At 72.7% G+C, this 13,525-nt stretch carries 14 protein-coding genes; 8 read left to right on the forward strand and 6 right to left on the reverse strand.

Annotated elements, in window-relative coordinates; translation table 11 throughout:
- The first annotated feature begins 23 nt into the window (after nucleotides 1-23).
- Nucleotides 24-746 carry a pentapeptide repeat-containing protein gene (locus tag CW362_RS32755; protein WP_103553237.1) on the forward strand — a complete coding sequence of 241 codons (723 nt, stop codon included), beginning with the start codon at nucleotides 24-26 and terminating at the stop codon, nucleotides 744-746.
- An 86-nt stretch (nucleotides 747-832) separates the two neighbouring features.
- Here the strand turns inward: CW362_RS32755 and CW362_RS32760 are convergent, their stop codons facing one another.
- Nucleotides 833-1,333, reverse strand: a complete 501-nt coding sequence (locus CW362_RS32760; RefSeq protein ID WP_103553238.1) for a hypothetical protein — start codon at nucleotides 1,331-1,333, stop codon at nucleotides 833-835.
- A gap of 204 nt (nucleotides 1,334-1,537) precedes the next feature.
- Between CW362_RS32760 and CW362_RS32765 the strand changes: the two genes are divergently transcribed.
- On the forward strand, nucleotides 1,538-2,947 hold the full coding sequence (locus tag CW362_RS32765) for a M1 family metallopeptidase (RefSeq protein ID WP_103553239.1): 1,410 nt from the start codon (nucleotides 1,538-1,540) through the stop codon (nucleotides 2,945-2,947).
- A gap of 72 nt (nucleotides 2,948-3,019) precedes the next feature.
- On the opposite strand, the gene CW362_RS32770 is transcribed toward CW362_RS32765, so the two are convergent.
- A complete protein-coding gene (locus CW362_RS32770; protein ID WP_055636540.1) occupies nucleotides 3,020-3,595 on the reverse strand; it encodes a TerD family protein in 576 nt (191 codons plus the stop codon).
- A 193-nt stretch (nucleotides 3,596-3,788) separates the two neighbouring features.
- Here CW362_RS32770 and arfB point away from each other — a divergent pair, with 193 nt between their 5' ends.
- Nucleotides 3,789-4,217, forward strand: coding sequence for an alternative ribosome rescue aminoacyl-tRNA hydrolase ArfB (gene arfB / locus CW362_RS32775; protein WP_103553240.1), 429 nt, complete (start codon nucleotides 3,789-3,791; stop codon nucleotides 4,215-4,217).
- Between the two features lie 210 nt (nucleotides 4,218-4,427).
- Nucleotides 4,428-4,835, forward strand: a complete 408-nt coding sequence (locus tag CW362_RS32780; RefSeq protein ID WP_103553241.1) for a peptidoglycan-binding domain-containing protein — start codon at nucleotides 4,428-4,430, stop codon at nucleotides 4,833-4,835.
- Nucleotides 4,836-5,269: 434 nt separating this feature from the next.
- Here the strand turns inward: CW362_RS32780 and CW362_RS32790 are convergent, their stop codons facing one another.
- A complete protein-coding gene (locus CW362_RS32790) occupies nucleotides 5,270-5,833 on the reverse strand; it encodes a flavin reductase family protein (RefSeq protein ID WP_103553243.1) in 564 nt (187 codons plus the stop codon).
- Between the two features lie 426 nt (nucleotides 5,834-6,259).
- Here CW362_RS32790 and cdgB point away from each other — a divergent pair, with 426 nt between their 5' ends.
- Both cdgB and CW362_RS32800 read left to right on the forward strand, forming a co-directional pair.
- The gene (gene cdgB, locus CW362_RS32795; protein ID WP_103553244.1) at nucleotides 6,260-7,954 is read left to right on the forward strand and encodes a diguanylate cyclase CdgB; all 1,695 of its coding nucleotides are present in this window, start codon (nucleotides 6,260-6,262) and stop codon (nucleotides 7,952-7,954) included.
- A 117-nt stretch (nucleotides 7,955-8,071) separates the two neighbouring features.
- Nucleotides 8,072-9,037, forward strand: coding sequence for a CBM35 domain-containing protein (locus CW362_RS32800; protein WP_103553245.1), 966 nt, complete (start codon nucleotides 8,072-8,074; stop codon nucleotides 9,035-9,037).
- Between the two features lie 120 nt (nucleotides 9,038-9,157).
- Here the strand turns inward: CW362_RS32800 and CW362_RS32805 are convergent, their stop codons facing one another.
- From CW362_RS32805 to CW362_RS32815, 3 genes are all read right to left on the reverse strand, one after another.
- Nucleotides 9,158-10,087, reverse strand: coding sequence for a 1-phosphofructokinase family hexose kinase (locus CW362_RS32805; RefSeq protein ID WP_103553246.1), 930 nt, complete (start codon nucleotides 10,085-10,087; stop codon nucleotides 9,158-9,160).
- Nucleotides 10,088-10,231: 144 nt separating this feature from the next.
- Nucleotides 10,232-11,416 (reverse strand): N-acetylglucosamine-6-phosphate deacetylase, encoded by a 1,185-nt coding sequence (gene nagA, locus CW362_RS32810; protein ID WP_103553247.1) that lies wholly within the window; start codon nucleotides 11,414-11,416, stop codon nucleotides 10,232-10,234.
- Between the two features lie 7 nt (nucleotides 11,417-11,423).
- Complete coding sequence (locus CW362_RS32815) at nucleotides 11,424-12,419, reverse strand: ROK family protein (protein ID WP_103553248.1); 996 nt, start codon at nucleotides 12,417-12,419, stop codon at nucleotides 11,424-11,426.
- A gap of 478 nt (nucleotides 12,420-12,897) precedes the next feature.
- On the opposite strand from CW362_RS32815, the gene CW362_RS32820 reads away from it, so the two are divergent.
- Both CW362_RS32820 and CW362_RS32825 read left to right on the forward strand, forming a co-directional pair.
- Complete coding sequence (locus CW362_RS32820) at nucleotides 12,898-13,125, forward strand: DUF3263 domain-containing protein (protein WP_103553249.1); 228 nt, start codon at nucleotides 12,898-12,900, stop codon at nucleotides 13,123-13,125.
- Nucleotides 13,126-13,258: 133 nt separating this feature from the next.
- Nucleotides 13,259-13,525, forward strand: a 267-nt coding sequence (locus CW362_RS32825) for a trehalose-phosphatase (protein ID WP_276313720.1), incomplete at its 3' end; no start/stop codon positions are given.

Below are 13,525 nucleotides of genomic sequence, written 5' to 3' on the forward strand. Positions count from 1 at the left end.
GTGGGGGCGGGCAGGATGGGGGCATGGCGAGGAGAGTGGCGGGCGGACGCGGCGGGACGGGTGTGAAGGCGCCGGGTGCCGGGGTGAAGGCGGCACGGCGGCCGGAGCTGCGGCTGCCTCCGCTGGAGCCGTACGACGGCGCGGGGCTGGAGCCGGACGGCGACTACGACGGCCTGGAGTTCCGGGAGGCGGACTTCGCCGGACAGGACGGCGGGGGAGCCCGCTTCATGGACTGCGCGCTGACGGGCTGCGCGCTGGACGAGACCCGGCTGCGTCACGCGCGCGTGCTGGACTCGGTCCTCACCGGCGTCCGGGGCGTCGGCACCGATCTCGCCGAGTCGACGCTGCGCGACGTCGAGCTGGTCGACGCCCGCCTCGGCGGGGTGCAGCTGCACGGTTCCGTCCTGGAGCGGGTGGTCGTGCGCGGCGGGAAGATCGACTACCTGAATCTGCGCAAGGCGCGGCTCAAGGACGTCGTCTTCGAGGGCTGCGTCCTGGTCGAGCCGGACTTCGGGGGCGCCCGCCTGGAGCGGGTGGAGTTCGTGGACTGCGTCCTGAAGGGAGCGGACCTCACCGAGGCCACCCTCGTGGACGTGGACCTGCGCGCGGCGGCGGAGCTGGACATCGCCCGGGGCGTGGAGCGGCTCGCGGGCGCGGTCATCAGCACCCACCAGCTCCTGGACCTGGCACCGGTGCTGGCGGCCGCGCTGGGGGTACGGGTGGACGGCGGCGCGGAAGGGGCCTGAGCCCCGCCCGCCCTCAAGCCACGCACGGCCGGGTCACGCGCGGTCGGGTCACGCGCGGGGAGGCGGCCGTCCGGTCGGCCGCCCCCTCAGGAGACGCGGGGGAAGCGGGCCTGAAGCGTCCAGATCGCCGGGTTCTCGCCCAGGTCCTCGTGCAGGTCGATGAGGTCCGCGAGCAGGTCGTGCAGGAAGTCACGGGCCTCGCGGCGCAGCTCGGTGTGGGAGAAGGTCAGCGGCTCCTCGTCGCCCGGCATCCAGTCGGCCTCGATGTCCACCCAGCCGAAGCGGCGCTCGAAGAGCATGCGGTCGGTCGACTCGGTGAAGTCGAGTTCCGCCTGCTGGGGACGGGAGGCCCGGCTGCCGAGCGGGTCGCGGTCGAGCTGCTCCACGATGTCGCACAGCGCCCACGCGAAGTCGAGCACCGGCACCCAGCCCCAGCCGGTGGACACCTCGCGGTCCGTCTTCGTGTCGGCGAGGTAGACGTCGCCGCAGAACAGGTCGTGCCGCAGCGAGCGGACGTCCGCGCGGCGGTAGTCGGTCTGCGGGGGGTCGGGGAAGCGGTTGGAGAGGGCGTAGCCGATGTCGAGCACGAGGTGATGGTGTCACGCCGGGGGCGTCCGCCCCCCGACCGGCCGCAGGAGGCGGTTCCGGGCCGGACGGAGGGCGCCCCGGCAGCGGTTTTTGGCCGCGGCGGGGGCGCCGGGGCGGTGGTTTCCGGCCGTACCAGGGGCTTCGGGCCCGCGGGTGGCCACCGCGTGCCGCGGGCGGGAGAACGGCGGCCTAGGATCACGGATGTGCCCCGATCTTCCGTCACCGTCCCCTTTGCCCTGGCCCTCGCGCTGGTCGCCGGGCTCACGGCCTGCGGCGGGGACGACGTGCACGGGAAGCCCGGCGCGGCCGGTGTCGGCGACCCGTACTTCCCGAAGATGGGCAACGGCGGGTACGACGTCACGCACTACGGACTCACCCTCTCCTACGACCCCCGGGGCAAGCGGCTGACGGGAACCGCCGAGATCACCGCGCGGGCGACGCAGGACCTCAGCGCCTTCCACCTCGACCTGCTGGGGATGCGCGTCTCCGGCGTCACCGTCGAGGGCCGCGAGGCCGGCTGGAGCCGGGCGGGCCAGGAACTGACCGTGCGCCCGCACGACGACCTCGACAAGGGGGAGACGTTCAGCGCGACCGTCCGCTACTCCGGGACCCCCCGGACGATCACCGACGCCGACGGCTCCGAGGAGGGCTGGCTGCGCACGGCCGACGGCGCCCTCGGCCTCGGGGAGCCCACGGGGTCGATGGCCTGGTTCCCCGGCGACCACCACCCCTCCGACAAGGCGACGTACGACGTCAGGATCACCGTCCCGAAGGGCCTCCAGGCCGTCTCCAACGGCGAGTTGACGAGCGAGGAGACCAGGAACGGGCGCACGACGTACGCCTGGCACACCCCCCAGCCGATGGCGAGCTATGTGGCGACGCTCGCGATCGGCCGGTACGACGTCACCCGCTCGACGGCGAAGAACGGACTCCCGGTCTACGTGGCGGTGGACCCGACCCAGAAGCAGGCGAGCAAGAAGGTGCTGGGGCAGCTCCCCGAGGTCGTGGACTGGGAGCAGTACAACTTCGGCCCGTACCCCTTCTCCTCCACCGGGGCGATCGTGGACCGCCCCGACGACGCGGGCTACGCCCTGGAGACCCAGACCCGCCCCGTCTTCCCCGGCGCTCCCGGCACCGTGATCCTGGTCCACGAACTGGCCCACCAGTGGTTCGGCGACTCGGTCACCCCGAAGTCCTGGCGGGACATGTGGCTCAACGAGGGCTTCGCCACCTACGCGGAGTGGCTGTGGAAGGAGGACCACGGCGGCGACTCGGCCGAGGAGATCTTCGACGCCCTCTACAAGGGCGACTACTACGAACCCGTCGACAGCGACGAGATCTGGGCCTTCCCGCCCGCCGATCCGCCCGGTCCCGCGCAGATCTCCGACCCGCCCGTCTACTACCGCGGCGCGATGGTCATCCACAAGATCCGCCAACTCGTGGGCGACGACACCTTCTACGACATCGTCCAGGGCTGGACCGCCACCCACCGCCACGCGAACGCGGACACGGCCGACTTCACCGCGTACGTCGAGAAGGCCGCGCCGGACAAGGACTTCAGCGGTATCTGGAAGGACTGGCTGTACGGGAAGGGCAGACCGGCCCACCCGTGAGCCGCGCACGAGAGGAGCCCCCGGCGAACCGAGGTCCGGGGGCTCTACTCGTCATGCGTGCGCGCCGGGCGGTCAGACGTTGACGCCGAAGTCCTGCGCGATGCCCACCAGGCCCGAGGCGTAACCCTGGCCGACCGCGCGGAACTTCCACTCCGCGCCGTTGCGGTAGAGCTCGCCGAAGACCATGGCGGTCTCGGTGGCCGCGTCCTCGGAGAGGTCGTAGCGGGCGATCTCGGCGCCGCCGGCCTGGTTCACGATGCGGATGTAGGCGTTGCGGACCTGGCCGAAGTTCTGCGAGCGGTTCTCCGCGTCGTAGATGGAGACCGGGAAGACGATCTTGTCGATGTCGGCCGGGAGACCGGCCAGGTTGACGTTGATGGCCTCGTCGTCGCCGGCGCCCTCACCCGTGCGGTTGTCACCGGTGTGGACGATGGTCTGGTCCGGGGTCTGCTTGTTGTTGAAGAACACGAAGTGGGCGTCCGAGTACACCTTGCCCTGGGTGTTGACCGCGATGGCCGAGGCGTCGAGGTCGAAGTCGGTGCCCGTGGTGGTGCGGACGTCCCAGCCGAGGCCCACGGTGACGGCGGTCAGGCCCGGAGCCTCCTTGGTGAGCGAGACGTTGCCACCCTTGGACAGGCTTACAGCCATTGTTGGGAGTCCCTTCCCTCGTGACGTACGGGCTTCGTACCGGTGACGAAGCTACCGTCACCCCTATGAACGCCAAGGGGGGTACTCGAGGTTCCGCCTGTCTTTACCATTTTTACCCGGACTCCCCTTCTTCACCCCGACAGACGCCGAAAAACGGGTGACGCGAACCGGTCGTGCACGCGACCATGAACACATGTCCGGTCCCTATGTCATCCGCGGCTCCGTCTCCCTGCCCGAGGCCGAGCTCATGTGGCGTTTCTCGCGCTCCGGCGGTCCGGGCGGACAGCACGTGAACACCAGCGACTCGCAGGTCGAACTCCGCTTCGACCTCGCGAACACCGAGGCGCTGCCGCCCGTGTGGAAGGACCGCGCCCTCGAGAAGCTGGCGGGACGGCTCGTCGACGGGGTCATCAGCGTCCGGTCCTCCGAGCACCGCTCCCAGTGGCGCAACCGCGAGACGGCGGCCGTGCGGCTCGCCTCCCTGCTCGCCGAGGCCACCGCGCCGCCGCCCAGACCGCGCCGCCCCACCCGCATCCCCCGGGGCATCAACGAACGCCGGCTGCGCGAGAAGAAGGCCCGCTCCGAGACCAAGCGCGGCCGCACGGGCCGCGACTGGGGCTAGGGCCTGTCCGGCGGATCATGCCGGAGACGCGGGGTCTGTTCAGCACCGTAAGTTTCCTCTGACCTGATCCGCCGGACAGGCCCTGGTCCCTTCCATGAAGGGGCGCCCCGCCAGGGCTACTTGGTGAGGCCTGGCGGCGGAGGGTCCGGCGGGGCCGCGCGGGTACGATCGCGCCATCGTCCTTACATGTACACATAAAGGAATGGCCCGATGAAGCACCTCAAGGCCCTGCGGAGCGGTGTGCTGGGCGCCGCGGCCGTGGCCGTCCTGGCCGCCGGCACCACCACGGTCCAGGCCGACCCCGGCAACCCGACCGTCGGCTACGGCTACCCCAACTACGCGCGCCAGGTCGCCTGCGTGCAGTTCTTCGTGAACTGGTACACCGGCATGCGCATCGCCGTGGACGGCAAGTTCGGCCCCCAGACGCAGCTCGGGGTCAAGCGCCTCCAGGAGATCTCCAACCGCACCTGGGCCACCAAGGAACTCGTCGTCGACGGGGTCTTCGGCCCGGGCACCGGCCAGGTCGTCCTGGTCCACGCGAAGAACGACCGCGGGATGGACCAGTACCAGGCCGCGAGCTGTAGCCACGACCTGCCGTCCTACAGCGGGGTCTACTGACCCGGCTCCGCCCGGACGCGTTGCGATCGCGCAGGGTCCGCGGGGGAGGGGCCGCCGGAGCCGACGGCCGGGCGGCAGGGGCGGACGCCCGGTCCGGCGCCCGGTCCGGCGCCGGTCCCGTCGGCGGCACCGCCCCCGGATGCCGCGGCCCGCGCGGAGCGGGGCGTGACGGCCGGCGCCGTCACCGCGGTGTCCGTCGCGAGCGGCTTCGCGCACCCGGCCCGGACCGCGCGGCCCGCCCCGCGGACGGCGTCGCGGGTGTCGTCGTGGTCGCCGGGGGTCGCCCGGCCGGTGTTCTCGTCTTCACGGTCGTACACGGCGGGAGCGCGGTGACCGGCGCCGTCGGCGTCCCGGAGCGGCCGGCCGGTCCCGGCGTCACCGTCCCGGACGGCCGCTCCCGTCCCCGGCCTGTCCGGCGCCGCGCCGCGGCCGCCTCAGCCCAGCTGCCGGTAGCGGCCCTTGAAGTACGTCAGGGGCCCGCCGTCCCCGCCCGGCACCCGGGCCGTCAGCACGCGGCCGATGACGAGGGTGTGGTCCCCCGCGGTGATCCGCTGTTCGGTGCTGCACTCCAGGGTGGCCAGGGCGCCGCCCACCAGGAGCGCCCCGGACGCCTCGCCGCGGACGCGGGGGATGTCCTCGAAGAGGAGCCGGTCGCTGATGCGGCCCTTCATGGAGAAGCGGCCGGCGATGTGGCGCTGGCTCTCCGCGAGCACGGAGACGCCCCACAGCGGCTGCTCGTCGAGCAGGTCGTCCATCCGGGACCCCTCGCGCAGGCTGACCAGGACGAGCGGCGGGTTCAGGGAGACGGACACGAACGAGGTCGCGGTCATGCCGACGTCCTCGCCGCGCGGCCCGTCCGGGGCCAGCGCGGGCTCGTGCGCGGTCACCAGGACCACGCCCGCGGCCAGCCGGGTCATGGCGGCGCGGAACTCGTCGTTGCTCACCCCCTCAGCATGCACGGACGGGGTGGCGGGAAGGGCGGAGGGAGTCGTGAGCACGCCGAAACGCTAGTCTCCGCACCGGGGGCGCCACATCGGACCTCGGCCCGAACCGGGACCTAGGTCCGGGGGCGGAGAGGGGCGGCCGTACCCTCGTCCGTACTCGTTCGACGGTCACAGAAGTGCACAGGTTCCTCACAGCCGTCGAATAATGCGTTCGGCAAACGCATACTGAAATGCAGAAACTCCACTCCATTGTTCAGGTTTCGCTGTGACTTGAGTCACAGGAGCCATATTTTGTTGACCCTGTGTACCGAGTGGGGAGCGCGCTGTGATTCAGTGGCGGAGGCGTTACACGGGGGAAGCTACCAACCAGTACGGCGTGAAGGGGTTCGCGGGGGACGCCGAACAGTCAGCACGGAACCGAAAGCACCCAGTACGCCGAGAGAACCCTGGAGTTGCTGCGAGGTCTCGAGGGGAGGGCGAATGGAGACCGAGTCGGAGCCCTATGTCCGTCTTGCGACCCTGCGGCAGCTGCACCAGGTGATGGCGGACATGAACACCGCCCGCAGCCTGGCCGACACGCTGCAGACCGTCGCCGACGGCGTGGTCACCGGGCTCGGCTACGAGCTGGCGTGCGTCAACCTCGTGCGCCCCGACGGCGACCTCGTCGCCGCCGCTCTCGCCGGGAACCCCGCCGCCGAAGCCCTCATCACCGGCCGCGTCGGCTCCCGTGCCTCCTGGGACCGCCGGCTCACCATGGGCGAGGCCTGGGGCGACCTGCGGTTCATACCGCACACCGAGGGCTGGGTCCTCGACGAGGACGACGTACCGCAGTGGTACACCGACGGCCCCGCGCCCCGCTTCGAGGACGAGTGGCACCCCTCCGACCGCCTCTTCGCGCCGATGTACACCCCGAACGTCTCCGGCGGTGGCGGCCGCGGCGAGCTGATCGGCGTGCTGTCGGTCGACCGGCCGCGCAACGGCCGCAGGCCGGGCGCCTGGGGCCGTGAAGCCCTCCAGATGTACGCCTTCCAGGGCGCCATCGCGATCAGCAACGCGCGTCTACGTGCCAATATGCAGCGCGCCCTGGTCCGCCTGGAGCGCGAGCAGCAGGCCCTGCGCGCCAGCGAGGAATCCTTCCGGCAGGCCTTCGAGTACGCCCCCTCCGGCATGGCGATAGCCGAGATGGGCGGCGACCAGCACGGCCGCATCCTGCGCACCAACGACGCCCTGTGCCGGCTCCTCGGCCGGCCCGCCTCCGCGATGCGCCGCTACTCCTTCTCCGACCTCGTGCACCCCGAGGACATCGGCACCCTGCTGCGGACCTCCGCCGAGGGCGGCCGGGCCGAGCTCAGGCTCGGGCGCCGCGACGGCACCTACGTCTGGGTCCACCTGCGCAACTCCGTCGTCGCGGACGCCGCCGACGGCCCCCGCTTCCTGCTCACCCACGTCGAGGACATAGAGGACCGCAAGCGCCGTGAGCTCCAGCTCGCGCACCGTGCCTCGCACGACGCCCTCACCGGTCTGCCCAACTCCGCCGAGCTGCGCTCACGGCTCGGTGCCCGCCTCTGCCGGCGCCCGCAGTCCCTGCCGCCCGGCGCGGTCGCCTCGCTGGACGCGGCGTACGGGCACGCGGACTTCTCCGGCGAGTACGACGACAACGGCCACCCCTACGACGGGAACGGGCACGGCTTCGACTTCCGGGCCGACGCCGAGGCGTTCGAGGCCTTCGACCACCATGTGCACACCGTCGCCCCGGAGGGTGAGACGGACGACGGCACCAAGGGGCTCGCGGTGCTCTTCTGCGACCTCGACGGTTTCAAGTCGATCAACGACCGGTTCGGGCACAACGCGGGTGACGAGGTTCTCATCGAGGTCGCCCGCCGCCTCACCCACGGGGTCCGGGACGGCGACACGGTGGCCCGGCTCGGCGGTGACGAGTTCGTGGTGCTCGCCGACGGTCTCGGCCGCGCGGACGCCCAGGACCTCGCCGTACGCCTGAGGAACGCGATCATTCCCCCCATCCGGGTCGACGGACGGGCCGTCCGCGTGGGCGCCAGTTTCGGCATCGGGTGGGCCCACTGCGGAATGACGGCGGACGAAGTGCTGAAATCGGCTGACGAACGGATGTACGTCGAGAAACGTTCTCGTCCCAAACAGCACCGGCGCGCGGGATAAGGCGCAGGTCGGTGCGCCGATGCGGTGAAGGCCCCCCGTTCGGTCCAGCGAAACCGGGTAGGCTCGCCCTTCAGTTCGTGTACCGCATCAGAACCGCACCGCTGAGGAGACCAAGGGATGACGCCCGGCAACAACGGCGCGAGCACGCCCGAGGAGGACGACCCGTTCGGCTATCTCTACGCCGACGGGCAGGCCAACGGAGCCACACCGCCCTCCGGGGGCGGCGGCTACGGCTACCCGGGCTCGGTCAACCGGGTGCGGGCGGTCGGTGAGCGCAAGTACGGCCAGCAGACCGCTCAGGGCGCTTACGGCCAGCAGGCCCCCACCGCCCCGTACGGCCAGGTGCCGCAGCAGGGCGGCCACGGCCAGCCGAACGCCCACTACGGGGCCCCCGAGACCGTTCCCGGCGGCGCGCAGACGGCGCGGACGCCGATGCCCGGTCACGGTGGCGGCGGCGGGCGCGGCCGGGGCCCGAACACCAAGGGCCTGCTGATCGGCGCGATCGCCGTGGTCGCCGCGGTGGTGATCGGCATCGCCGTCGCCATGACGGGCGGCGGGGACGACGACAAGGGCGACGACCAGGCCGACGCGACCCCCACGGTCTCCCAGAGCGCGTCCCCGACCCAGAAGGAGACGAAGGGCGCCGACGAGCCCCAAGAGCTCCCCAAGACCGACGCGAAGGCGCTGAACCTGGGTGACGGCGTGACGACGGCGTCCGACATCCAGGGTGCCAAGGCGGACGGCGGTGTCTACGTCACGGGGTTCAACCACGTCGGCGCGTCGGTCGTCTGGAGCGTCAGTGGCATCGAGAAGGCTGGCAAGTACACGCTGAACGTCAACTACGGAGTGCCCGGCAAGGACGCCGACGCCACCCTCACGGTCAACGGCACGGCCCAGGACCGCCCCCTCAACCTGAAGAACTTCGCCCGGGCGGCGGAGGGCGACGCCGCCAAGGGCTGGACCAACACCTGGGCGGACATCACGCTCAACAAGGGCACCAACACGATCCAGATCTCCTGCGCGGACGGCAACCAGTGCGACGTGAACTTCGACCAGCTCTGGCTGGAATCGGGATGGAAGTAGTCCACGGTAGGTAGACGAGAGAAGAGGGGCGTCACGACAGCGGTGCTGTCGTGACGCCCCTCTCGTCGTGTCGGGCCGCTCGGTCCGTGCGCCCGGCGTGACCGCGGACCGTCGCCGGGACTACGCCGCCGACGTCTCGCTCGTCACCGCCACCTGGCCGGCGAAGGCCTCGTACGCCGAGCGGTCGAACTCACCTGCGGCGGGGGCCAGTACAGTCGCCGCGGACAGGGCCGCGGCCCGTGCCAGCCGCTCCGGCCACGGCAGGTTCTCGACCAGCCCCGACAGCAGGCCCGCGACCGCCGAGTCGCCCGCGCCCGTCGGATTGCCGTGGACCCGGCACGGGGGAGTGGCCCGCCAGCGGCCCGCCGCGTTCTCTGCGAGCAGCCCCGCCGGGCCCAGTGAGGCCACCACGGTGTGGGCGCCGCGCCGGCGGGCCGCCCGGGTGGCCTGGAGCGGATCGTGGGAGCCGGTGAGTTCGGCCAGTTCCTCGGCGTTCGGCTTGACGATGTCGGGGCGGGCGGCGACTCCCCGGCGCAGCGGCTCCCCGCTGGTGTCCAGCAGCACGGGGACGGCCGAGGCGCGGGCGCTGCGCACGAGCTGGGCGTAGGCGCCGACCGGGACGCCCGGGGGCAGGCTGCCGCACAGGGCCACCGCGGAGGCGGAGCGCAGCAACCGCTCGTACGTCTCCTGGAAGGCCGACCACTCGGCGGGGGTTATCGCCGGTCCCGGTTCGTTGAGCTGGGTCGTGTCACCGGTCGTCGTGTCGACGACGGCTATCGTGCGGCGCGTCGAACCCCGCACCGGGACGAGCGCGTCCACCACCCCGGCCGTCCCGGCGAGCTGGTCCCGCACGGTGCGGCCGGTCGCTCCGCCCGTGAAACCGGTGACCGTCACCTCGTGACCGAGCGCGGCCAGCACGCGTGCCACGTTCAGGCCCTTGCCGCCCGGACGTTCGGTCACCTCGCTCACCCGGTGCGAGCCGTGCGGGCGCAGCGTCCGCACGCGATAGGTGATGTCGAGAGCGGTGTTCGGTGTGACCGTGAGGATCACCTGCGACGACCTCCCCCGAAGAGTTCTGTGACGTGGGCGCCTCTCGGGTGCCCGCCGGTGGTTCCGGAGGCTCGATCATGCCAAACGCAACGGCGGTCGGCCCAGTCCCCCCGGGCCAACCGCCGCAAGCAACAAAGGTGTGAATCATCCCAGTTGGGGATCGACCACCCATTCACCCCCGCGCATCACGCCCTTGAGCGCGAAGTCGGCGTCGAGGACCACGAGGTCCGCGGCCTTGCCCGGCTCCAGCGAACCCACCCGGTCGTACGCGCCCAGCAGACGGGCGGGGTTGGCGGAGATGGCCGCCACGACGTCCTCGACCGGCAGCCTGTCGACCGTGACGGCACGCTGGAAGGCGCGGTCGAGGGTGAGGGTGGAGCCCGCGATCGAACCGCCCTCCACCAGCCGGGCGACGCCGTCCGCGACCTCGACCTCCAGCGGGCCGAGCATGTAGCGGCCGTCGCCGAAGCCCGCCGCGTCCATCGCGTCGGTGATGAACGCGACCCGGCCGGAACCGGCGTGATGGAACGCCAGCTCCAGCGAAGCGGGGTGCAGATGGGTGCCGTCGTTGATCAGCTCGACGGTGATCCGCTCGTCCTCCAGGAGGGCGGCGATGGGGCCCGGGGCGCGGTGTCCGAGCCCCGGCATGGCGTTGAACAGGTGCGTCGCCACGGTCGCGCCCGCGTCGATGGCCGCCTTCGTCTGCTCGTACGTCGCGTCGGTGTGCCCGATCGCGGCGATCACCCCGTGTTCGGCGAGCAGGCGCACGGAGTCGAGGCCGCCCGGCAGTTCGGGGGCGAGCGTGACCATGCTGGCCCGGCCGCGCGCCGCGTCGAGGAGCTTGCGGACGTCCGCCGGGTCCGGGTCGCGCAGCAGTTCCTCGGAGTGCGCGCCCTTGCGGCACGGCGAGATGAACGGGCCCTCGAAGTGGATGCCCGCGATGTCGCCCTGTTCGGCCAGCTCGGAGAGCATCCCGGCGCGTTCGGCGAGGCCGTGCATGTCGCCGGTGACGGTGGAGGCGACGACGGTCGTGGTGCCGTGCAGCCGGTGGGTGTGGATGCCCCGCAGGACGTCCTCGGCCGTTCCCGAGGTGAAGGACGCGCCGCCGCCGCCGTGGTTGTGGATGTCGACGAAGCCGGGGACCACCCAGTGGCCGGACAGGTCGGTCACGGGCGTGTCCGCGGGCACCGCCCCGGGAACTCCGGCCGGCCGCGTCCCGGGGGCGCCCGCGTCGGCGATCACCGGACCGTCGATGATCACGCGGCCGTCGTGCACGATCCCGGTGGGCAGCACCACCCGGGCGCCGGCGAGAACCTTGCTAGGGGCCATCGGGTGGTTACCTCCGGGGAGTCGTAGAAGTGGGGTTCAGGAGGTCCCGGGCGAGGAGCCCGGCACCGAGGCATCCGGCGGTGTCCCCGAGGGCCGCGGGGACGATGGACGGCAGCTTCTGGAACGTGACGCGCCGTTCCACCGCGGCCCGCAGGGGTGTGAACAAGGTTTCCCCGGCCTCGGCGAGCCCGCCACCGATGATCAGCGTGCGGGGGTCCAGGAGGGTGAGCGCGGTGACCAGGCCGTCGGCGAGCGCGTCGACGGCCTCCTGCCAGACTGCCAGCGCCCTCGGGTCGCCCGATTCGACGGCCTTGGCGCAGTCCGCCGCGTCCGCCCCGGGGTCCCCGGACGCCTCGGCCCAGGCCTGGCTGACGGCCGCCGCGGAGGCGAACCGTTCCAGACAGCCGCGCTGTCCGCACGGGCACGGGGCCCCGCCGGGCCGTACGACGATGTGGCCGATCTCGCCCGCGAAGCCGTGCGCGCCCTCCTCGACGCCGCCGTCGATGCCGATGGCGCCGGCGATTCCGGTGCCCAGCGGCACGAACAGGAAACGGTCCGCTCCCCGTCCGGCGCCGATCCGGCCCTCCGCGAGTCCGCCGGTGCGCACGTCGTGCCCGAGCGCGACGGGCACGCCGCCGAGCCGCTCGCCGAGCAGCCGGCGCAGCGGGACGTCGCGCCAGCCGAGGTTGGCGGCGTAGACCGCGACGCCGTTCCGCGCGTCCACGATGCCGGGGACGGCGACGCCGGCGGCCAGCGCGCTCGTCCCGAAGCGCTCCTCGCCGTAGGCGCGCAGTTCGGCGGCGAAGTCGAGGATGTCCTCGACGACGGCGTCGGGTCCGCGCTCACGGCCGGTCGCCCGGCGGGCCTGGTGCAGCAGCGCGGGGTGCCCGGGGGCCCCCGGACGCGGCGTGCCGGGGCGGTCCGGGGAGGGCTCGGTGTCCACCCCGACGAGGGCGGCCTTCATCCCGGTGCCGCCCACATCGAGGGCGATGACGTGTCTCACGGGGGACAGTGTCGCCCTTTACCCCTGGAAAGGTCTAGTCCACTCGCACGACGGAGGCCGGGTCCCTCTGTTCCGGGGCGAGCGGCCGGGGGGCGAGCGGCCCGGGACGCGGGGCGGGACGGGCACGGCCTCCGCCCCTGCCCCGGTGTCCGCCCTTGCCTCGGTGTCCGCCCTTGCCTCGGTGTCCGCCATCCGCCCCGGTGTCAGCCATCCGCCCCGGTGTCCGTCATCCGCCCGGGTGCCCGTTCCGCTCCCTCGCCCCGGCGGTTGTCGGTGGCGGGGACTACCGTGCTGTCCACGGCTCCTCCCCCGCGTGAGCGAGGGGGCCTTCCACCCGACCCCGAGGAGTCCCATGACGGCCGAGCCCTGACCCCCGCCGGGGGAGGACGCGAAGCACAACGCGCCGCGTGGCGACTCCGGCGCACGCGGCGCGTTCCCCGCCCGGCCCGGAGGCCGGGGTTTCCACGCGAGGAGAGAGATGGAAGAGCTGCCCGCGCGCGAGCGGAGCATTCTCGCCCTGGAGCGCCGCGGTTTCTCCGGCCCCGGCGCCAAGGAGCGCGCCATACGCGAACAGCTGGGCCTGGCCCCGGTCCGCTACTACCAGCTGCTCAACGCGCTGCTGAACGACCCGAGGGCCCTGGCGCACGACCCCGTCACGGTGAACAGGCTGCGCCGCGTGCGGGAGGCCCGCCGGGACGAGCGGTGAGGCCGGCCTGCGGGACGGGGCGGCGTGGGCGGCCGGCGGGGCCAGCGGCGGGATCGAGGCATTCCGGCCCGCGGGTCGCCCGCTCGGGCACGAGTCGGGAGTGCGCCCGCGCTCACCCGGATAGGGTCGCTCCATGGGCAGCCACCCCGAATCCAAGGACTCCTTGCCGGCCCCGGTGACCCCCGCCGGACGCGACGCTCTGGAAGCGATCCTCACGCGCCCGGCCCGGACGGTCGTCGCACTCGACTTCGACGGAACCCTCGCCCCCATCGTCCCCGACCCCGACCGCGCCCGCGCGCACCCCGACGCGGTCCCCGCACTCGCCGCACTCGCCCCCAAGGTCTCCTCCGTCGCCGTGGTCACCGGCCGTCCGGCCGGTGTGGCCGTGCGCCACGGCGGT

Origin of the sequence: Streptomyces populi, from assembly GCF_002911015.1 — a bacterium.
In the GTDB taxonomy this organism is placed as follows: domain Bacteria; phylum Actinomycetota; class Actinomycetes; order Streptomycetales; family Streptomycetaceae; genus Streptomyces; species Streptomyces populi.

What these genes read in the sequence shown, in the direction of transcription:
- CW362_RS32755 (WP_103553237.1), top strand. Translation starts at nt 24, where the DNA reads ATGGCGAGGAGAGTGGCGGGCGGACGCGGCGGGACGGGTGTGAAGGCG.
- CW362_RS32770 (WP_055636540.1), bottom strand. Translation starts at nt 3,595, where the DNA reads ATGGCTGTAAGCCTGTCCAAGGGTGGCAACGTCTCGCTCACCAAGGAG.
- arfB (WP_103553240.1), top strand. Translation starts at nt 3,789, where the DNA reads ATGTCCGGTCCCTATGTCATCCGCGGCTCCGTCTCCCTGCCCGAGGCC.
- CW362_RS32780 (WP_103553241.1), top strand. Translation starts at nt 4,428, where the DNA reads ATGAAGCACCTCAAGGCCCTGCGGAGCGGTGTGCTGGGCGCCGCGGCC.
- cdgB (WP_103553244.1), top strand. Translation starts at nt 6,260, where the DNA reads ATGGAGACCGAGTCGGAGCCCTATGTCCGTCTTGCGACCCTGCGGCAG.
- CW362_RS32800 (WP_103553245.1), top strand. Translation starts at nt 8,072, where the DNA reads ATGACGCCCGGCAACAACGGCGCGAGCACGCCCGAGGAGGACGACCCG.
- nagA (WP_103553247.1), bottom strand. Translation starts at nt 11,416, where the DNA reads ATGGCCCCTAGCAAGGTTCTCGCCGGCGCCCGGGTGGTGCTGCCCACC.
- CW362_RS32820 (WP_103553249.1), top strand. Translation starts at nt 12,898, where the DNA reads ATGGAAGAGCTGCCCGCGCGCGAGCGGAGCATTCTCGCCCTGGAGCGC.